17 protein-coding genes are annotated in these 18,658 nt (G+C 67.1%); 9 read left to right on the top strand and 8 right to left on the bottom strand.

Annotated elements, in window-relative coordinates; genetic code table 11:
- Positions 1-2 precede the first annotated feature (2 nt).
- Entirely contained in the window at positions 3-1,295 is a 1,293-nt protein-coding gene (locus ACFWO8_RS24475; protein WP_378963387.1) for a hypothetical protein, read from the bottom strand.
- 423 nt (positions 1,296-1,718) lie between these two features.
- Between ACFWO8_RS24475 and ACFWO8_RS24470 the strand changes: the two genes are divergently transcribed.
- From ACFWO8_RS24470 to ACFWO8_RS24460, 3 genes are all read left to right on the top strand, one after another.
- Positions 1,719-2,279, top strand: coding sequence for an HD domain-containing protein (locus ACFWO8_RS24470; protein ID WP_378963386.1), 561 nt, complete (start codon positions 1,719-1,721; stop codon positions 2,277-2,279).
- Positions 2,280-2,391: 112 nt separating this feature from the next.
- Positions 2,392-3,537: an acyl-CoA dehydrogenase family protein gene (locus ACFWO8_RS24465; protein ID WP_378963385.1), complete on the top strand. Its 1,146-nt coding sequence runs from the start codon at positions 2,392-2,394 to the stop codon at positions 3,535-3,537.
- Between the two features lie 230 nt (positions 3,538-3,767).
- On the top strand, positions 3,768-4,223 hold the full coding sequence (locus tag ACFWO8_RS24460) for a DUF4254 domain-containing protein (protein WP_378963384.1): 456 nt from the start codon (positions 3,768-3,770) through the stop codon (positions 4,221-4,223).
- A gap of 152 nt (positions 4,224-4,375) precedes the next feature.
- Here the strand turns inward: ACFWO8_RS24460 and ACFWO8_RS24455 are convergent, their stop codons facing one another.
- Both ACFWO8_RS24455 and ACFWO8_RS24450 read right to left on the bottom strand, forming a co-directional pair.
- Positions 4,376-4,741: an Rv3235 family protein gene (locus ACFWO8_RS24455; protein WP_378963383.1), complete on the bottom strand. Its 366-nt coding sequence runs from the start codon at positions 4,739-4,741 to the stop codon at positions 4,376-4,378.
- A 349-nt stretch (positions 4,742-5,090) separates the two neighbouring features.
- Positions 5,091-5,933, bottom strand: a complete 843-nt coding sequence (locus ACFWO8_RS24450) for a DUF72 domain-containing protein (RefSeq protein WP_378963382.1) — start codon at positions 5,931-5,933, stop codon at positions 5,091-5,093.
- A gap of 161 nt (positions 5,934-6,094) precedes the next feature.
- Between ACFWO8_RS24450 and ACFWO8_RS24445 the strand changes: the two genes are divergently transcribed.
- The 5 genes from ACFWO8_RS24445 to ACFWO8_RS24425 all read left to right on the top strand — a co-directional run bounded on the left by ACFWO8_RS24445 (position 6,095) and on the right by ACFWO8_RS24425 (position 10,991).
- Complete coding sequence (locus ACFWO8_RS24445) at positions 6,095-7,315, top strand: MFS transporter (RefSeq protein WP_378963381.1); 1,221 nt, start codon at positions 6,095-6,097, stop codon at positions 7,313-7,315.
- A gap of 43 nt (positions 7,316-7,358) precedes the next feature.
- On the top strand, positions 7,359-7,553 hold the full coding sequence (locus tag ACFWO8_RS24440; RefSeq protein WP_378963375.1) for a hypothetical protein: 195 nt from the start codon (positions 7,359-7,361) through the stop codon (positions 7,551-7,553).
- A gap of 92 nt (positions 7,554-7,645) precedes the next feature.
- The gene (locus ACFWO8_RS24435; protein ID WP_378963371.1) at positions 7,646-8,188 is read left to right on the top strand and encodes a YceI family protein; all 543 of its coding nucleotides are present in this window, start codon (positions 7,646-7,648) and stop codon (positions 8,186-8,188) included.
- A gap of 23 nt (positions 8,189-8,211) precedes the next feature.
- The gene (locus ACFWO8_RS24430) at positions 8,212-9,417 is read left to right on the top strand and encodes an Ig-like domain-containing protein (RefSeq protein WP_378963358.1); all 1,206 of its coding nucleotides are present in this window, start codon (positions 8,212-8,214) and stop codon (positions 9,415-9,417) included.
- 59 nt (positions 9,418-9,476) lie between these two features.
- On the top strand, positions 9,477-10,991 hold the full coding sequence (locus ACFWO8_RS24425) for an LCP family protein (protein ID WP_378963551.1): 1,515 nt from the start codon (positions 9,477-9,479) through the stop codon (positions 10,989-10,991).
- A 51-nt stretch (positions 10,992-11,042) separates the two neighbouring features.
- On the opposite strand, the gene fadD32 is transcribed toward ACFWO8_RS24425, so the two are convergent.
- Positions 11,043-12,920, bottom strand: coding sequence for a long-chain-fatty-acid--AMP ligase FadD32 (fadD32, locus tag ACFWO8_RS24420; protein WP_378963550.1), 1,878 nt, complete (start codon positions 12,918-12,920; stop codon positions 11,043-11,045).
- Between the two features lie 57 nt (positions 12,921-12,977).
- Positions 12,978-14,225: a KasA/KasB family beta-ketoacyl-ACP synthase gene (locus ACFWO8_RS24415; protein WP_378963549.1), complete on the bottom strand. Its 1,248-nt coding sequence runs from the start codon at positions 14,223-14,225 to the stop codon at positions 12,978-12,980.
- A 201-nt stretch (positions 14,226-14,426) separates the two neighbouring features.
- Between ACFWO8_RS24415 and ACFWO8_RS24410 the strand changes: the two genes are divergently transcribed.
- Positions 14,427-15,419 carry an acyl-ACP desaturase gene (locus tag ACFWO8_RS24410; RefSeq protein WP_378963351.1) on the top strand — a complete coding sequence of 331 codons (993 nt, stop codon included), beginning with the start codon at positions 14,427-14,429 and terminating at the stop codon, positions 15,417-15,419.
- An 18-nt stretch (positions 15,420-15,437) separates the two neighbouring features.
- Here ACFWO8_RS24410 and ACFWO8_RS24405 read toward each other — a convergent pair whose 3' ends face one another.
- The 3 genes from ACFWO8_RS24405 to ACFWO8_RS24395 all read right to left on the bottom strand — a co-directional run bounded on the left by ACFWO8_RS24405 (position 15,438) and on the right by ACFWO8_RS24395 (position 18,462).
- A complete protein-coding gene (locus ACFWO8_RS24405; protein WP_378963338.1) occupies positions 15,438-16,730 on the bottom strand; it encodes a diguanylate cyclase domain-containing protein in 1,293 nt (430 codons plus the stop codon).
- Between the two features lie 35 nt (positions 16,731-16,765).
- Positions 16,766-17,575: an SAM-dependent methyltransferase gene (locus ACFWO8_RS24400; protein ID WP_378963317.1), complete on the bottom strand. Its 810-nt coding sequence runs from the start codon at positions 17,573-17,575 to the stop codon at positions 16,766-16,768.
- 230 nt (positions 17,576-17,805) lie between these two features.
- A complete protein-coding gene (locus ACFWO8_RS24395) occupies positions 17,806-18,462 on the bottom strand; it encodes a YdcF family protein (protein WP_378963312.1) in 657 nt (218 codons plus the stop codon).
- Positions 18,463-18,658 lie beyond the last annotated feature (196 nt).

The raw sequence follows: 18,658 nt of genomic DNA, 5'->3' as shown, positions 1-18,658 counted from the left end.
TGCTAGTTCGCGCGCTCCTTGCGGGCCTGGCGGCGGGCCTCACGCATGTCGTTGAGTTCCTGTTCCAGGCTCTCCGCGATGCGGAACTGGCCGGTGTCGTAGATGCTGGTCGGCTCGATCGCCTCATAGCCGAAATTGGCTTCGGCGAACGCCTTTTCGACGCGGGCCTCGATGTCGGAGATGGCGCTCTTGCGGGCGGCGGGGACCGAGTCGGTGGCCGGCTCGGGCTTGGCCGGTTCCTTGGGTGGCTCCGGTGCCAGGACGGGCGCGGGGGCGGATTTCTTGGCGGTGGCCTTGTCCGAGGCGGACGGTTTGCCGATGCCGAACCGCTTGCGCTTCTCCGGCGGGCGGCCGTTGCCGTTGGTGATCGGCTCGGTGGGGGTCCAGGCGGGTTCGCGGGTGAGCGGGGTGGTGGCGACGGTTTCGGCGGCGGCGACCGCTTCGGCGCGAGCCGCCCCCGTCATCGGCGGGGTGTAGGTAAGGCGGATGCCCTCGGTGCTCTGGCGGGCGAGCAGGCCGTCGGCCGGGTCGGGCATGTCCCTGACCTGGCTGGTCGCGCGGGTGATGGCAAGACCGTAGCGGGCACTGACCGCGTCGTGGATCAGCAGCGCGACACCGATCATCACCGGCGCGACCGCGTGCACGGCGACGTCATACCAACGCCCGTCGCGCACATAGGGATAGGTGTTGAGGGTGACGGTGAGACCGAGCAGCGCGAGCTCGGCGAGCGCGACCTGCCGACGGTTGTCGATCACGCCCCACTCGGCGACCTTGTTCGTGCCGACCATGATGATGATCAGACACACGCTGATCATCGCCTCGAGCAGGTAGCTGAACCAGAACAGCGGATCGCTCGGCCCGCCGGGCGCGATGTTCTGCTGCACGTTCACCGCCGACCACAGCATGCCGGCGCCGACGACGCCCGCCAGTGCCTTGAGCGACCACGACCGGTGCCGGTACAGCGAAGCCAGCTTCGCGTGCGGGCTCGATTCGCGCCGCTGGGAGGCCATCGCCCTTCTGGCGAGCAGCAGATCTCGCATGTCGGCCTTCTCGATCGCTTCGGTGGTCTGTCGGCTCCGGTCCGACGCGGACGCCATCGCCTGGGTGTGCTTCCAGCGCTGCTCGCGATCCTGTTCGCGGATGCGTTCGGCGAGTTCGCGTTCGGCGCGCAACTCGTCTTCGGAGAGCGCGTCGGTGAGGGCCGGATCGAATTGGTAGGCAAGGCGCCCACGGGCACGTTCGACTCGCTGGGCGAGCTGGCTGACGTCGTCCTCGAGACCGGACTCGATCGTCATGCCAGACCACCGCCCCGGGCGCGCGAAGGCAGGCAGGTGACCACACGTGTGAACGGCACACCGCATTCTTAGTCGATATACCCTCGAGCGCGAAACCGATGCTCCCGCACGACTCCCCGAACACGGCGCGCCGCGCGCGACACGCCCAACAATTTCGGAGGGTGACTGGATCTGCGAAGATAATCCCCCGCCGCCGCCGGAGCCAGACTTTCCAGCGCTTCGGTGCCCGACCGTTGCCGAACGCCGCTCGCGGACAACCCCACCGACCGGATCGGCCCACTGCTCGCCGGGCCAACGGCCGACCGCCGACCTGTTCGAGGGAAACTCCGTTTCACCGGGCGACGCGAACCACGGGCACCTAGGGTTGGGCCGGGGTGCCGGGGGGTTCGCGCACGCCCGTGAGATCGACTCCGGAGTGACGAATTGACCGAGCACACAAGCGAACTCGACCAGGTGATCGCGCAACGGCTCGAACCGTGGACCGCACGGCTCGGCGCCGACCGCAAGGCATATTTCCATCATGTGCTCCGGGTACTGCGCACGGCCGATCTGCTGTTCGCCCGTAGCGGCGAGCCGGGACCGCCACCGAGTGCGCGCGAGGAGTTCCGCACCGCGGCGACCTTCCACGATCTCGGCATCTGGGCCGCGGGCACGTTCGACTATCTCGAACCGTCGTGCGCGCTGGCGGGCGACTGGCTGATCGCGCACAACCGCGAGGACATCGCCGAGCTCGTCGCCGAGATGATCCGCGACCACCACCGGGTGCGCTCGGCGGGCAGCGCGACCGACCCGGTGGAGCTGTTCCGGCGCGCCGATCTGATCGACGTGACGTTCGGCGCGCGGCGCTACGGCCTGCCGTATGCGGCCTACTGCGCGCTGACGCGGCGATACCCGGACAGCGGCTTCCACTTCAAGCTGGTGGAGCTGACGGTGCGGCGCGCGCTCATCCATCCCCTCTCGCCGCTGCCCATGATGCGCTGGTGAGACGCCATTTCGGCGGTACTATTGTCACTACGCCAATACTGCGGCACACTGGTGTCTGTAACCACCGGTCACGCCTGGGCCGGTGCTGTGCCGAGCCGAACAAGGAGACTCGATGGCCGCCAATCGGTCCAGCTGGATGAACGATGACCTGGACGCCCTTCGCGACCTCGCCCGCGCCTTCATGTCCAAGGAAATCGTTCCCAACGTCGAGAAGTACCGCGAGCAGCACCACGTCGACCGCGACCTGTGGAACAAGGCCGGCGAAGTGGGCCTGCTGTGCATCTCGATCCCCGAGGAGTACGGCGGCGGTGGCGGCACCTTCGCGCATGAAGCCGTGCTCATGGAGGAGCAGGCGCGCGCGGTCGACACCTCGTGGGGCATCAGCCTGCACAACGGCATCGTGGCGCACTACGTCCTCGCCTACGGCACCGAAGAGCAGAAGAAGCACTGGCTGCCGAAAATGGCCAGCGGCGAGGTCGTCGGCGCGATCGCGATGACCGAGCCCGGCACCGGTTCGGACCTGCAGGCGGTCAAGGCCAAGGCGATCCGCGACGGCGACGAGTACGTCATCAACGGCTCCAAGACCTTCATCACCAACGGCCTGCAGGCCGACCTGATCATCCTGGTCGCCAAGACCGACCCCACCCAGGGCGCGTCCGGCGTCTCGCTGGTGCTGGTCGAGGCCGACCGCGCCGGTTTCCGTCGCGGCCGGGTGCTCGACAAGATCGGCCAGAAGGGCCAGGACACCTCCGAGCTGTTCTTCGAGGACGTGCGCGTCCCGGTCACCAATCTGCTCGGCACCCAGGAGGGCCAGGGCTTCATCCAGCTGATGCAGCAGCTGCCCCAGGAGCGCCTGATCGTGTCGATGGGCGCGGTCGCGGGCATGGAGGTCGCCCTCGACCACACGCTGCGCTACACCAAGGAGCGCGAGGCGTTCGGTCGCCCGGTGTTCGGCTTCCAGAACACCAAGTTCAAGCTGGCCGAGGTCGCCACCGAGGCGCGCATCGCGCGCGTGTTCATCGACGACTGCGTCGAGAAGCACATCCGCGGCGAGCTCGACATCCCGACCGTCGCCATGGCGAAGTGGTGGACCACCGACAAGGCGATGCAGATCGCCGACACCTGTCTGCAGCTGTTCGGCGGCTACGGCTACATGAACGAGTACCCGATCGCGCGCATGTGGGTCGACAACCGCGTCCAGCTCATCTACGCGGGCACCAACGAGATCATGAAGGAAATCATCGCCCGGAGCCTGTGATCCGCCAGCTCTGTCGATGATCCCGACCGGCCGCGAACCGTTGTTCGCGGCCGGTTTTCGCTGTTGAGGGGTCATTTCGTGACCTATCCGCCGTCCCCGCCGAGACGAATGTCCTTCGACAAGCGGCAATATTCGGCGACGGCGAGGACGGTGCGGCAACAGTGGACACGGACGGCAGCGGTTCGACGGGACGACCCGGACCGGAACCGGTACTGCCGGACCGAGCACAGATGATGCAGGCGGTGTGCGGGGTCGCCGGTGCGGGTGATCCTGTTCTCACCGCCGCGCACGAACTCGCCACTCTGCACGAACGCCGCGAACAACAGATACCCGGCGATACCAGCGACATCGACTGGGCGCGTGCGCGTCTGGTCTGCGAGATCGACCGCTGGGTCGTCATCCGCTCCCCCACTCCGGCGACCTCGGCACCGATGCACACCGAGAGCATCGGCGCCGTCGTCGACCGCATGGCCCATTTCGCCGCGCTCACCTACCACGCGCTGGCCTGCGGCGCCGAAGCCGAACTACACGCCGCGCAACTACGCCTGCACGAATTGGCCTGCGGCTACGACGATCTCATCACCGAAGTGGCCAGCGGCGCTCGGCGACTGCCCGACGGACTCGACAGCGACACACCGGAAAGCGGTGGGGCACAACCGAGCCGGAACGAGCCACATTCCGACTAGCGAGTGATCACCCATCCTCCCCCTGTTTCGACGCGGCACACGATCCCCGCTCATGGGGCGCGGGGATCATGCGGGACAGGTTCACCCGGCAGCGGCCGACACCGAGGTACGGCTCGCCCCGGCCGGCGGCTCGGCCACACCTGTCACCGGCGTCAGAACATTCGGACCGCGACCAATCGCCAACTGTCCTTGGACGATTCGATGCGACCCGCGATGGCCAACGTGCGAGGACCGCGTTGGTAGGAAGCGAAGACTTCGGCGGCGTCACCCTCCGCGGGGGTCAGGTGGACGCGAGTCAAGGTGGCGGTCCCGAGGTTTCGGTGGGGAGCCGAGTCCTGCGCGAGCATCGTGTTGATGGCGGCCAGCGCCTTCGCGTCGGTGAACGCGCGCAGATGAGTGGATGACCTACGCCGATCGACAACCTCGAGCAGTAGCCGCAACACCTGCTCGGTGAATCGCTGCGCGCTCGTGGATGATCCGGTGGCAGGTGGCGCGACCCGCGGGCACGACGCCCGCACCGCCCTGCGGATACCGGCCGGTGTTCCACCTGCCGCTCTCCGCCGAACCGGTCCCCTAACCGGCTGGGGTCCAACAACATTCACAGCCTCGGACCGATGCACCACGGCCCCGCCTTCCAACTGCGGCTCGCAATGCGGCGCGGGCGACAACAACATTCCATCCGTAGACATGCTCGTCCCCTTCGAGTCGTCCACCCACTCCCCAGTGGTGGCGCACAGCATCGCACGGGGGTACGACAAGTGTTCGCGAAATCGGTGCAGGTCACCTCATGTTGTCCGCCCCATCGCACCCGCGCGTCCTGCCCACATCACGGCGTCCGGCCCGAATCACCCGGTTTCGGCCAAGGCGTCAGAACAGCGTCATCGGTTCATCGGGCACAGGGATGGGCTGCGCGGGCAGATCAGGGACGATCGCGCGGACTTCGTCGTGGAAGCGGCGAGCCAAACCACGGGCCGCGGCGTTGTCGGGGGTGTGCACGAAGACCGTGGGCGAGCGGCCTTCGCGCAACCAGCCGGCGACGGTCTCGACCCACGGCGCCCAGCCCGCAACGGTGCGGCCGGCGTCGGCGCGGCCGTGGTAGCGCACGATCGGATACTCGGTCAGCGCCCGCATCCGGCGCGGGACGCGCGGCTTCTTCGCCCTGGCCTCGTATTCGGAGGGGTCACCCGGCGGCCCGTCGAACAGGACAGTCGTATCGAAGGGCACCCATTCGGCCCCGATCCGCCCGAGCACCCGTTCCAGCTGCACCGCGGCCCGCTCGTCTTCGAAGAACGCCGGATGACGCACCTCCACCGCGCACCGCAGCCCACTGGGCAGCTCACGCTGGAACCGGGCGAGCGCGCCAAGATCGGTCGGCCCGAACGATGCGGGCAGCTGGATCCACAGCGCGTGTACCCGCGGCCCGAGCGGTGCCATCACGTCGAGAAACGCGCCGAGTTCGGCACCGGCGTCGACGAGCCTGCGCTCATGCGTCACCGCCCTCGGCGGTTTGAGCACGAACCGGAAATCGGGCGCGGTCTGGCGGGCCCACGACTCGACGGTGGACGCCGACGGCGTCGCGTAGAACGTGGTGTTGCCCTCGACCGCACCGCAGTGCCCGGCATAGGCACGCAACCGCTCCCCTGGCCCGGGCATCCGCTGCTGCCACTGGGGATGGGTCCACATCGCACACCCCACCCGCAGCTCGCGCACAGCCCGACGGTAGTACAGCGACCGGCCGCGCCTAAAATCAGACCGGTTGCCACCATTCGCCCCTGTGCGCGGGTGGCGGGATCGACGGTCCGTCCGTGGACCGAACGCTCCGCCCCATCCGCGCCGGATTTCCGGTGCGCGCACAACGGAAAGGGCCTGTGATGGCGATTCTCACCACCGAGCGGCCCCGTGCTGTCTCCACCACCCGCGCCTGGCTCGGCGTGTCCGCGGCCATGGTCGCGATCGCGTGGGGTGGCAACGAGTTCACGCCGCTGCTGGTGATGTACAAAGCCCACGGTCTCGCGCTGACCGCGGTCGATCTGCTGCTGTTCTACTACGTCCTCGGCATCGTGCCCGCCCTGCTCATCGGCGGCCCGCTCTCGGATCGATTCGGGCGCCGCCCGCTGATGCTGCCCGCACCGCTGATCGCCGCGGCCGGTTCGCTGCTGCTCGCGGCCGGCGCGGCCTCGGTGCCGATGCTGGCGGCCGGACGGATGCTGTGCGGTGTCGCGCTCGGATTGGCGATGGCGGTCGGTGGCAGCTGGCTCAAGGAACTGTCGCAACCACCGTTCGCCGCGGCCGCCGCGGGCAACGGGGCTCGCCGATCCGCGATGAGTCTGACCGCCGGATTCGCCCTCGGCGCCGGGGTGGCGGGAACCCTCGCGCAGTGGGCGCCACTGCCTGATTCGTTGGCCTATCTCGTCAACGCGGTGCTCTGCGTCGCGACCGCGTTCTGGGTGGCTCGAACGCCGGAAACCGTGACCCGCCCAGCGAATCCGGGCAGGCTGCGCGACGATCTGAAGATCCCCGCCGCCGGGCACCGGCGATTCCTGCGCGTCGCGGTACCGATCGCGCTGTGGCTGTTCACCGCCAACGCCACCGCCTACGCTGTGCTCCCGACGCTGATGTCGCCGCGCGTGCAGCAGGCCCCGATCGCCTTCTCCGCCCTGGTCACCATGGTGACGCTCGGCTGCGGATTCACCATCCAATCGGTGGCCCGGCGCATCGACCGCCCCGGCACCGCACGCGCCGCGGTAGTCGCGCTGGTGCTGCTCACCGCGGGAATGGTGCTGGCCGCGTGGACGGCGGCCAGCCTGAGCATCTGGGTGACGCTGCTGACCGCCGTCGTGCTCGGCAGCGGCTATGGCATCGGCTTGGTCGCCGGCCTGCAACAGGTCGAACGCATCGCGGGCCCCGGCGATCTGGCCGGCCTGAACGCGGTCTTCTACTCGGTGAGCTATCTCGGCTTCGGCGTGCCCGCGGTCCTGTCTGCCCTGCACAGCGGCCTCGGCTTCGGCTATCCCGCCATGTTCGGAGTCACCGCCGCGATCGCCGCGAGCTGCCTCGCCCTGGTAGCCGCCAACTACCGCGAGCGGGCATAACCGAACCCAACACCCAGGATCGCCGCGCACTACGGTGAATCAGGTGAGCGCCGACCCCGTTGAGATCCTCCTCCGCTGGCAGGATTCCGGCGCGATCTGGCGGGTCGTAGGGCGCCGACCGGACTCGGTGACCATCGCCCTATACGAATGCACCGGCGGACAGGAAGTGGACCGCTTCACCTCTACCGATCCCGCCCTCCTGCGGTTTCTCGGCGAACGCGCCACCAGCGAGGACTGACCCGCCCGCGGTGAACGGGGTTACGCTGGTTGGCGCTATCGCTTCACGCCCGTCGGCCCGTACGCGGCCGGATCGCCAAGTGAGGAGAGACCATGTCGGCCCCTACCGGACTACCCGCTGGAACCTGGGTCATCGACCCGGCCCATTCCACCCTGCAGTTCTCCGTGCGCCACCTGATGGTGAGCAAAGTACGTGGCCGGTTCACCGATTTCGGCGGCACGCTGGTGGTTCACCCCGACGGCACCGCCGACGCCGATGTCGAGATGAAGGTCGCCTCCGTCACCACCGACAACCCGCAGCGCGACGGCCACCTGGCCACCGCCGACTTCTTCGACGTCGCCAACCACCCGATCGCCACCTTCAAGGCCACCGGTTTCAAGGCGCTGGGAACCGACTTCTCCGTCACCGGTGATTTCACCATCCGCGGCAACACCCACCCGGTCACCCTCGAGGTCGAATTCCTCGGCACCGGCCCCGGTATGGCCGACGCCCCGGTCGCCGGTTTCACCGCGACCGCCACCATCAATCGCCGCGATTTCGGCCTCACCACCGAGATGCCGATGGCCGACGGCGGCGCCGTGATCGGCGACAAGATCCACCTCTCGCTCGACGTCGAGGTCGGCTTGCAGAGCTGACGGCACCGAGCACAGGAGGGCGCATGTCAGGACGACGTTTCCGAGCCGGTCTCGCCGCCGTGCTGTTGGTGCTGGTCGCGGGCTGTGGCTCGGCCACCGACTCGGACACCGAATCCGCCGCCCCGACGGCACCGTCGATCTCGGTCGCGCCGGAGGACGGCGCGACCGAGATCGATCCGCTCGGCCCGGTCCGCGTCAGCACCAGCGACGGGCAGCTCACCGCGGTCACGATGACCAACGAGGACGGCGGTGCCGTCGAGGGCATCCTCACCCCGGACCAGTCGGCGTGGAAACCGTCGGTGCCGCTCGGATACGGCCGCACCTACACCGTCACCGCCGAGGCGGTCACCATCACCGGCAAGGTCGGCCCGATCACCTCGTCGTTCTCCACCCTGGCACCCAACAATCAGACCGAGGTCTCCTTCCGCACCACCGGCGGCACTCCCCTCTCCTCGTCGGGCACCTTCGGCGTCGGCACGGTCATCGTCGCGCATTTCGACGAGGACGTCCCCGATCGCGCCACCGCGGAAAAGTATCTGTCGGTCGCCACCGATCCGCCCGTCACCGGTTCCTGGTACTGGGTCGACAACCGCAACGCCCACTGGCGCCCTCAGAACTACTACACACCCGGCACGGTGGTGACGCTCACGGCCGACATCTACGGCAAGGACCTCGGCGGTGGCCTCTACGGCCAGGAAGACACCAAGACCAGTTTCACCATCGGCGAGTCGCACGTCTCGATCGTCGACGACAACGACAAGCAGGTGCGGGTGTACGAGAACGGCACGCTGGTCAGGACCATGCCCACCTCGATGGGCATGGGCGGCAGCCAGACCGTCGCGGGCAAGACCATCACCTTCTGGACCCAACCCGGGATCTACACCGTGATGGAGAAGGCCAATCCGGTGGTGATGGATTCCTCCACCTACGGCCTGCCGGTGAACTCCCGGCTCGGCTACAAGGAAACCATCGGCTGGGCGACCAAGATCAGCACCGACGGCATCTACCTGCACCAGCTCGACGACACAATCTGGGCGCAGGGCAACACCAATGTCTCACATGGCTGCCTCAATCTCAGTGGCGAGAACGCCCGCTGGTTCTACGATTTCTCCCAACCCGGCGACGTGGTCGAAATCAGGAATACCGGCGGCGCCCCGCTCGAGGTGTGGCAGAACGGCGACTGGAGTGTGCCGTGGGAACAGTGGCAGGCAGGCAGCGCGCTGCGGTGAACGGGGACAACAACTTTCCGGCGTCACCGCGCCGGGGACCACAGCGCGTCGGCAGGCACATCGCCGCCGGCCACCGGGCACCCCGGCGTGGACGCGCCCGCCGAGCCGGGTTGATCATGGCCAGGATGCTCGTGGCGACGACCGCGCTGGCCGTGCTCGCGGGCACCGGCCTGGCCTGGTCGGCCAAGCAGGACTTCGATTCCGGCTTCACCCACTCCACCGCGCTCGGTACCGATGCCCCACGGTCCGGCGGCGGCGCCGTCAATATCCTGCTGATCGGCTTGGACACCCGCAAAGACCTCAACGGCAACGATCTGCCGAAGGAGGTACTCGATCAGTTGCACGCCGGTGACGGCACCGAGGGCGGCTACAACGCGAATTCGCTGATCCTGCTGCATATTCCGGCCGACAAGAGCAAGGTCGTCGCCTTCTCCATCCCGCGCGACGACTACGTTGCGGTGACCGGCATCCCCGGCTACCAGCAGATCAAGATCAAAGAGGCGTACGGCCTGAAAAAGGCGGCGGTACAAGCGAAGTTGATCGAGCAGGGCGAGAAAGATCCGGTGCTGCTCGAGCGCCGTGGCCGCGAGGCCGGACGCGCGTCCATCGTCACCACCGTCCGCAATCTCGTCGGGGTGCCCATCGACCGCTTCGCCGAGATCTCCCTCGCGGGCTTCTACGACCTGGCCACCGCGGTCGGCGGGGTCGACGTGTGCCTGAACAACGCCGTCGACGACAGCGAGTTCTCCGGTGCGGTCTTCCCGGCGGGCACCCAGCACCTCGACGGTTCGCAGGCCCTCGCGTTCGTCCGCCAACGCCACGGCCTGCGCAACGGCGACCTCGACCGCACCCACCGCCAGCAGGCATTCCTCACCTCGGTCGCCAAGTCGCTCAAAGACTCCGGAACGCTGACCAACCTGAGCAAGCTGTCGGCACTGATGGATGTGGCGCACCGCGATGTGGTGCTCTCCAACGGCTGGAATCTGTTCGACTTCGCCCGCGACCTCGGCGCGGCCGGTTCGGTGCCGGTGGAGTTCCGCACGCTGCCGGTGGTGCGCTACGACGTGATCGACGGTCAGGACGTGAATATCGTCGACCCGGCCGCGATCAAACGGGAGGTGCGGGCGGCTTTCGGTCAGGAAGCACCGAAAACCACTACCGCGGCGCCGAGTCCGACGAGCGTGGTCGATGTGCACAATGTGGGCACGGTGAAAGGTCAGGCCGCGGTGCTCTCGGCGGCGCTGACAAGCCGGGGCTACCGCGCGGGCCTGATCGGCAACGGTGATTCGAGTGACGGCCAGTATTCGACCATCACCTACGGCCTCGGTGCCGCCGACGACGCCCGCGCACTGGCCGAACTGCTTGGTGGACTTCCGGTTTCCGCGTCGCCGTCGGTGGAGGACGGGCGCATCCGGGTCGCACTCGGCGCCGACTTCACCCTGCCAACCGAGCTGAGCCCGACGACATCGACGACCGCACCCCCGACCACCACGAAGTCCGGCTCGACACCACTGCCCGACGCGGGAAAACCGCTGTCCACCACCATCGACAGCACCATCCCCTGCGTGAACTGAGCGATTCGGTGACTCGTTCGGCCACCGGAAGATCCAGTGGCCGAACGATTCTCACTCTTCCGGAGCGTCCGGATAGGCCTGCTGCCGGTATCCACCGCGCAGCGTCCCATCCAGATACGCGGCCTTGCAGGCCCGCCGCGCGATCTTTCCGCTCGACGTCCGCGGAATGGACCCCGCGGGCACCAGCAACAGATCCCGCACCATCACCCCGTGCCTGCGTGCGATCGCCGCACGCACCGTATCCGTGATCGGCCCCGGCTCGAGTTTCGCCGCACCCGTACCCCTTTCGGCGACGACCACCAACTGCTCCGCCGCCGGATCGGATGCCGTCCCGGACTCGAGCACCTGTGCGGGCAGTTGCCCCGCCTGCACCGAGAAGGCCGCGATGAAACCGGGCCGAAGGGCCGTACTGGCTTCCTGCGCCGAGTATTCGAGATCCTGCGGATAGTGGTTGCGCCCATCCACGATCACCAGATCCTTCACGCGACCCGTGATGAACAGCTCGCCGTCGTGATAGGCACCGTAATCGCCAGTCCGCATCCACTTCGCGTCATCGGGCGCACCCTCGGCGCGACTGCCGACCGGCATACGCGCGACCCGGTTGTGGAAGGTTTCCGAGGTCTCGTCCGGCCGCCCCCAGTACCCGATGCCCATATTGTCGCCGTGCAACCAGATCTCGCCGACCTCGCCGTCGCGACGCTCGACTCCGGTGCCGGGATCGACGATCACCGCCCACTGCGACCGCGCGACGTGTCCGCACGACACCTGCGCCACCGCGTTCGCGGCATGCTCGTCGCACTCCACCATCCGGCCATCGTTCAACTGCCCGCGATCGACATAGACCACCCGCGCCTCGTCGTCGCGCTTGGTCGCCGACACGAACAGCGTCGCCTCGGCCATCCCGTAGCACGGCTTGATCGCGGTCTTGGACAGACCGTACGGCGCGAATGCCTCGTTGAACTTGCGCATCGAGGACACCGACACCGGCTCACTGCCGTTGATCAGACCGATCACATTCGACAGGTCGAGGGACTCATCACCCTTGGGCAACCCGCGCATCGCCGCATGCTCGAACGCGAAATTCGGTGCCGCCGAATAGATTTCGGCGCCATCGGCCTGGGCGGCCAGCTCCTTGATCCAGCGCGCGGGCCTACGCACGAACGCGCTCGGCGACATGATGGTGATGAACTTGCCGCCGATGGTCGGCAGGATCACCGTGAGCAGCCCCATGTCGTGGAACAGCGGCAGCCAGGTGACCCCGCGCGCGTTCTCGGTGATCCCGATGGCATCGATCATCTGCAGCAGGTTGGTCCCCACCGAGCGGTGGGTGATCTCGACACCGGCGGGCACCCGAGTGGATCCGGAGGTGTACTGCAGGTAGGCCACACTGTCGATATTGATGTCGGGCCTGCGCCAGCGCGTGCCGACCGTGTCGGGAATCGCCTCGACCGCGATGATTCTCGGCCGTTGCGCGGCGGGCTGTTCGCGGAAGAAGTTGCGCACCCCCGCGGCCGCGCTGCCGACAGTGAGCACTGCGGCGGGTTCGCAGTCGCCGAGGACGGCGTGCAGCCGGTCGCTGTGGCCCTGCTCCTCCGGATCGAACAGTGGCACAGCCACATTCCCCGCGTACACCGCCGCGAACAGTGCGACGACATAGTCGAGGCCCTGCGGCGCCAGCACCGCCACCCGGTCGCCGGGCTCGGTCACCTGCTGCAATCGCGCGGCCACGGCGCGCAGCCGCACACCGAATTCGCGCCAGGTCAGTTCCTGGTACTCCCCCTCACGTTCGGTCGAATAGTCGATGAAGCGATAGGCCAGGTCGTCCCCGTTGGCCTCGCTGTGTTTGTCGACGAAGTCGATCAAGGTCTGATCACCGGGAATCTTGATAGTCCCCAGTTCGTCTACATAGTCGTCGAAGGTCTCGCCGATCATTCCCAATCCTTTTCAACGCACATTGACCAGTACCCGCCTTGGATGGGCGAATCGTCAATACCGCCCGAACGAGATCGCCACGTTGTGACCGCCGAAACCGAAGGAGTTGTTCACCGCGTAATCGATGCGACCGCGCCGCGCCTGACCCGACACCACGTCCAAATCGATAGCGGGGTCCTGATTGTCCAGATTCAGGGTGGGCGGAATGATGCTGTCGCGCACGCTGAGCACGGTCAGCACCGATTCGAGCGCACCGACCGCCCCGATCGAATGCCCGAGTGCCGATTTCGGCGCGTACACCGAGGCGTGCGAGCCGATCGCCTTACTGATCGCATTCGCCTCGGCGGTGTCACCGATCGGGGTCGCGGTGGCGTGGGCGTTGATGTGGGTGACGTCGGTGCGGCTGATCCCGCCGGTCTGCATCGCCCGTGTCATCGCCCGCGCGGCGCCGGTGCCCTCGGGATCCGGTGCCACGAGGTGGAATCCATCGGAGGTGACGCCGGCACCGAGCAGTCGCGCGTGAATCGTCGCGCCACGAGCCTTGGCGTGCTCCTCGGTCTCGATCACCATCATCGCGCCCGCCTCGCCGAAGACGAACCCGTCGCGGTCGGCGTCGAAGGGACGCGAGGCCGCCTTGGGATCATCGTTGCGGGTACTCATGGCCCGCATCTGCGTGAACGCCGCGATCGGCACCGCCTGGATGGACCCCTCCACACCACCGGTGACCACCATGTCGGCGTCACCCATCACGATCATCCGCCACGCGTTGGCGATGGCCTCAGAACCCGACGAGCAGGCCGAAACCGGTGTGGAAACCCCGGCGCGCGCGCCCAATTCGATGCCGACACAGGCCGCGGGGCCGTTGGGCATGATGGCCTGCACGGTCAGCGGCGAGACCTTGCGGTAGCCGCCGTTGCGGAGCCGATCGCGGGCGTAGATCAGCGATTCCGCGCCGCCGAGGCCGGTACCGATCGAGACGCCGAGCCGATCGCGGTCCACTTCGGGGCTGCCCGCGTTGCGCCACACCTCGCGGCCGAGGACCACGGCCATCTGTTCGACGTAGGACAGTTTGCGCGCCTCTTCGCGGGTGAGCGAGAGGGCGGGCGACACCTTCAGGTGGCCGCCGATCCGCACCGGCAGTTCGAAGTCGTCGATGAAGGAGTCTTCCAAGACGTCGATCCCGCTCTCGCCGTTGAGCAGACCCTTCCAGGTCGAGTCGACGTCGCCCGCGATCGACGTGGTCGCCGCCAGGCTCGTGACCACGATGTCCGTCATAATTTTTCGCTCACTCTCTCTAGCTATGCCACGACTGAACGGGAACCGCTGATGGAGCTGAACTGGTGGAGCGTATATGCACTCGGCGCGACGCGCCCAAATTCTTCGAACAGTGCGCAAAGCACCGTGTCGTTTCCAGGCGACATGCGCCGGGTCTATTGTGACGACGGGCAACACTACCGGACCGACGCAACTCTCGCTTTTCACTTAACGGAAAGGGCAACGAGCGTGGCCAGGAACCTGACCCAACTGGAACTACTGATCGAGCTGGAACCCATCGCCGCGAGCAATGTAAACCGGCATCTGTCGATGACCAAGGACTGGCACCCGCACGATTATGTGCCGTGGGACCGTGGCCGCAACTTCGCGGCCATGGGCGGAATCGACTGGGACCCAGAACAATCCGCGCTCAGCGAGCTCGCCAAGGCGGCGATGGTCACCAACCTGCTCACCGAGGACAACCTGCCCTCCTACCACCGTGAGATCGCCGAGAACTTCTCCAAGGACGGCGCCTGGGGCACCTGGGTCGGTCGCTGGACCGCCGAGGAGAACCGGCACGGGATCGTGCTGCGCGACTACCTCGTGGTGACCCGCGGGGTCGACCCGGTCGCGCTCGAGCAGGCGCGAATGATCCACATGACCAACGGGTATTCGACGATGGCCGTGGTGGGCGACAAGGCGCCGGACTTCGACATCCGCACCTCGTCCAGCGCCGGATTCCTGTTCTCCGTCGCCTATGTGACCTTCCAGGAACTGGCCACCAGGGTCAGCCACCGCAATACCGGTCGCGTCTGCGACGATCCGCTCGCCGACCGCATGCTCGCCCGCATCGCCGCCGACGAGAACCTGCACATGATCTTCTACCGCAATCTGTGCGCCGCTTCGCTCGATCTGGCCCCCGACCAGACCATCGAGGCGATCAACACCATCGTGCAGAACTTCCAGATGCCCGGCGCAGGCATGCCCGGCTGGCGGCGCAACGGCGTGCTGATGGCCAAGCACGGTATCTACGACCTGCGCCAGCACTTGGAGGAGGTCCTGCTGCCGGTGCTGCGCAAGTGGAACATCTTCGAGCGCAACGATTTCGGTGTACGTGGCGAGCGGGCGCGCGAGGATCTGGCGGCGTTCCTCGAGCGGCTGCGCGGGGAGGTGCTGCGCTTCGAGGAGCAGCGAGATCGCTCACTGGCGCGGGCGGCGAAACGCCAGCACCAATCGGTCTGATCGACTCCGGCCCGGCCGCTACCGGGCCGGATCGCGGCGCGCGTCGTTCTTGTTGCGATACATCGCCGCGTCGGCGGCGTGCACCAATTCGTCTACAGCACTGGGCAATTGCTCGAAGAAGGCGGCGCCGATGCTGGCGCCGACGGCGAGCACGTGCCCGTCCACCTCTAGCGGCTCAGTCAGGACGGACAGCAGCTTGTCGACCAGCCGCGCCAATTGTGCTTCACCGGAACAATTTTCGACCAGAACGAGGAATTCGTCACCGCCGATGCGGGCGGCGAGCGCCTCGTCCGGGCGCACCGCGTCGCGCATCCGGTCGGCCACGATCTGGAGGACGCGGTCCCCGACCATGTGCCCCCACAGGTCGTTGATCTCCTTGAAGCCGTCGAGGTCGAGATAGCACACCCCGATCGGGGGTCGCGCTTCGGCAAGCCTCTTGAACAGGTGCGGGCGGTTCGGCAAACCGGTGAGTGCGTCGTGGTTGGCGTCGTGCCACAGGCGGTCGGCGAGCTGCTTGCGCTCGGTGACATCGACCGCGACGCCGATCAGGAACTCGATGCCGCCATCGGCGCCCCGCACCGCCGACATCGACAGGTCGATCGCGGTGACCCGGCCATCGGTGTGCAGATGCTCGGTCTCGGTGCGGAAGCTGTCGGATTCGCCCGCGACCATGCGCTGGAGTTGCTCGAACGCGAAGTTCAGGTTCTGCGGGCCGAGGATATCGGCGACGGTCCGGCCCGGCATCGTCTCCGGGGTCCGGCCGAGCATCTGGGCCATGGTGGCATTGCAGTTCACCACCTGACCCGACATATCGACAGTGCCGATACCCACCAGGGCGCCGTCGAAAACCGCCTCGAAACGGGCTTCCGACAGCGCCCTGCGGGTCTCGGCCTCCTGTGCCGCGGCGAGCACCGCCGCCAGCGTGGCCTCCTGCTCGGCCAGCGCCGTCGCCCGCAATGCCGCGGTGAAGCCGGCCGCGAAGTCGGCGGCCAAGCCGATCGCTCGGTCCCGAATTCGCGGCAGGGCGGGGTCGGCCGGGCCATCGGCGGCAATCTCGACCAGGTCCGCGCAGATCACCGGCACCGAACGGCTGACCGCCGACGGATCACGATAGTTGGCGGCGACAAGCATCCGAGCGGCGCGGCGCGCGATATCAGGATCCTCGCCGCCACGCGCCGCGTCGATCAGACCGGTACACAGGGCTGCCAGCATCTCTTCGATCTGGGAGCGGTTGAGGGTAGGAGCTACAACGCCGTCGAGGGCATCCGCCCACCGCTGCGCCAGCTCCCACGACCCCACTGCTTCATCCACCTGTCATCGTCTGTCGCACCGCCATGCCAGACGGCTTACACCTTGATCGCGACCCCGCCCATACCGAGCGAACGGCCTGGCTTCTCGTGCTGATCGCGCTCGGACTCGGGCCGCCACAACGGCAGCTCGACAACGCCGGGCTGGATCGAATCCCATCCCTCGAACAAGGCGACGATCTCATCCTTGGTCCGGAAATGAATACCGACCTTGGATTGGTTCACCGAGTGCGTTCCCAGTTTACCGGCGTCGTCGGGCCGAAGCTCGGAGGTGAGATGTGAAATGGCTATGAAACTACCCGGCGCCACCACTTCGCGGAGCGCGGACACCTTGCCGACCGGATCATCGGTGTCGGGCACCAGATGCAGCACCGCGATCAGCAGCAATCCCACCGGCTGGTCGAAGTCGATCAGCCCGGTCTCGCGCACCGCGGCGACCAGGTCGCCGGATTTGCGCAGGTCGGCCTCGATCGCACCCGCGCGCTCATTGCCCTGCAAGATGGTTCGCGAATGGGCGACCGCCACCGGGTCGATGTCGACGTAGAGCACCCTCGCCTCTGGGTCGAGCTCGTGCACGATCTCGTGCACATTGCCCGCGGTGGGGATACCCGACCCGATATCGAGGAACTGCCTGATTCCCGAGTCGAGCATGAAGCGGACAGCACGGCGCAGGAAGGCGCGATTGCTCAGCGCCAACCGCGGTAGGTCGGGGACGAGCGTAGTAGCCATCTCCGCGGCGTCTCGGTCGACCGCGAAGTTATGCGAGCCGCCGAGCAACGCGTCGTACATCCGAGCCGGACTTGGATGCTGCATATCGACACCTTCAGGCGCCCATACCGGCCGATCCATCGAATTCCCCTGTCTGCCATTACCGCCCTGCGACCTCGCAACCCGCGATGACGCCACCCGCATCGTAGACGGCGGCACCGACATCGGCGCGGCTATCAAATTAGCGAAGGTCATGTACTTAACTAACGGTGCCGTATGGCTGGGCAGGATGAAAGGTCCGATCCCCGGGAACATCTACTCCTCGGGGCCGTACGGCTGGGCAGGATGAAAGGTCCGATCCCCGGGAGCATCTACTTCTCGGGGCCGTATGGCTGGGCCCAGAGGGGCGCTACGTCCGGGGTCATAGTGGCGACTACCGGGATGCCGGCGGCCAGGAAATTGTCCAGGGCTCGGCGCATGTGGTCGGCGGAGGTGATGAGGACAGCCTTGGTCACGCCGAGCGCTTCCATCATGCGCGCCGAGAACGCGGCGTTCTGCACGGTGGAACCGGCTTCGGTTTCCGGATGCAGCCGCTGCCTGGCGACACCGCGAATAGTGAGCCAGTCGGCCATCACCTGAGCCTCGGTGACACCGTTGCGCGGATTGCCGCCGGTCACGATGACGGGGGAAGCAGGTGACATATAGGCCTGAATCAGGGCCGCGTGCAAGCGATTACCCAGTTCGGGTCGCATCGTGCCATCCGGCAGCAGGCCGTATCCGAGCACCACGATCGCGGTCTCGGGTCCGTAGGTGGCGGGCAGCTCGATCCCGGCGAGGCCGGCGACCGAACCGACCGCGCCGACCAACGGGTCAGCAGCGGGCGCCGCGATGGCGGGTGGTGCGGTCGCTACCGCGCCGATCAACGCGGCGGGCAGCACGAGGGCTGCCGCACAACGACGCAGTGTCTGGTGAGTGAAGAGCCAGTCCATGGTTACCTCCCGAAGCGACGTCGAATCATCGTCGCTCACCAGGACCACCGACATGCCCGTTTCTGAAATGTTGATGGTTCGGACTGCAGTACCCGGTCCGGGAGGTCTTTGGAACGCAAAAAGGCCCCCAACCAATGGTTGAGGGCCTTTCGCAATGATGTTCCGGCAGTGTCCTACTCTCCCACACCCTGTCGAGTGCAGTACCATCGGCGCAGGTGGCCTTAGCTTCCGGGTT

Origin of the sequence: Nocardia sp. NPDC058480, from assembly GCF_042720495.1 — a bacterium.
In the GTDB taxonomy this organism is placed as follows: domain Bacteria; phylum Actinomycetota; class Actinomycetes; order Mycobacteriales; family Mycobacteriaceae; genus Nocardia.
The sequence above is the reverse complement of the archived record's forward strand: the minus strand, read 5'-3'. Positions and strand labels throughout refer to the sequence as shown.

Coding starts and splice junctions, on each gene's coding strand:
- ACFWO8_RS24475 (WP_378963387.1), bottom strand. CDS start 1,295: ATGACGATCGAGTCCGGTCTCGAGGACGACGTCAGCCAGCTCGCCCAG.
- ACFWO8_RS24465 (WP_378963385.1), top strand. CDS start 2,392: ATGGCCGCCAATCGGTCCAGCTGGATGAACGATGACCTGGACGCCCTT.
- ACFWO8_RS24460 (WP_378963384.1), top strand. CDS start 3,768: ATGATGCAGGCGGTGTGCGGGGTCGCCGGTGCGGGTGATCCTGTTCTC.
- ACFWO8_RS24445 (WP_378963381.1), top strand. CDS start 6,095: ATGGCGATTCTCACCACCGAGCGGCCCCGTGCTGTCTCCACCACCCGC.
- ACFWO8_RS24435 (WP_378963371.1), top strand. CDS start 7,646: ATGTCGGCCCCTACCGGACTACCCGCTGGAACCTGGGTCATCGACCCG.
- ACFWO8_RS24430 (WP_378963358.1), top strand. CDS start 8,212: ATGTCAGGACGACGTTTCCGAGCCGGTCTCGCCGCCGTGCTGTTGGTG.
- ACFWO8_RS24400 (WP_378963317.1), bottom strand. CDS start 17,575: ATGGATCGGCCGGTATGGGCGCCTGAAGGTGTCGATATGCAGCATCCA.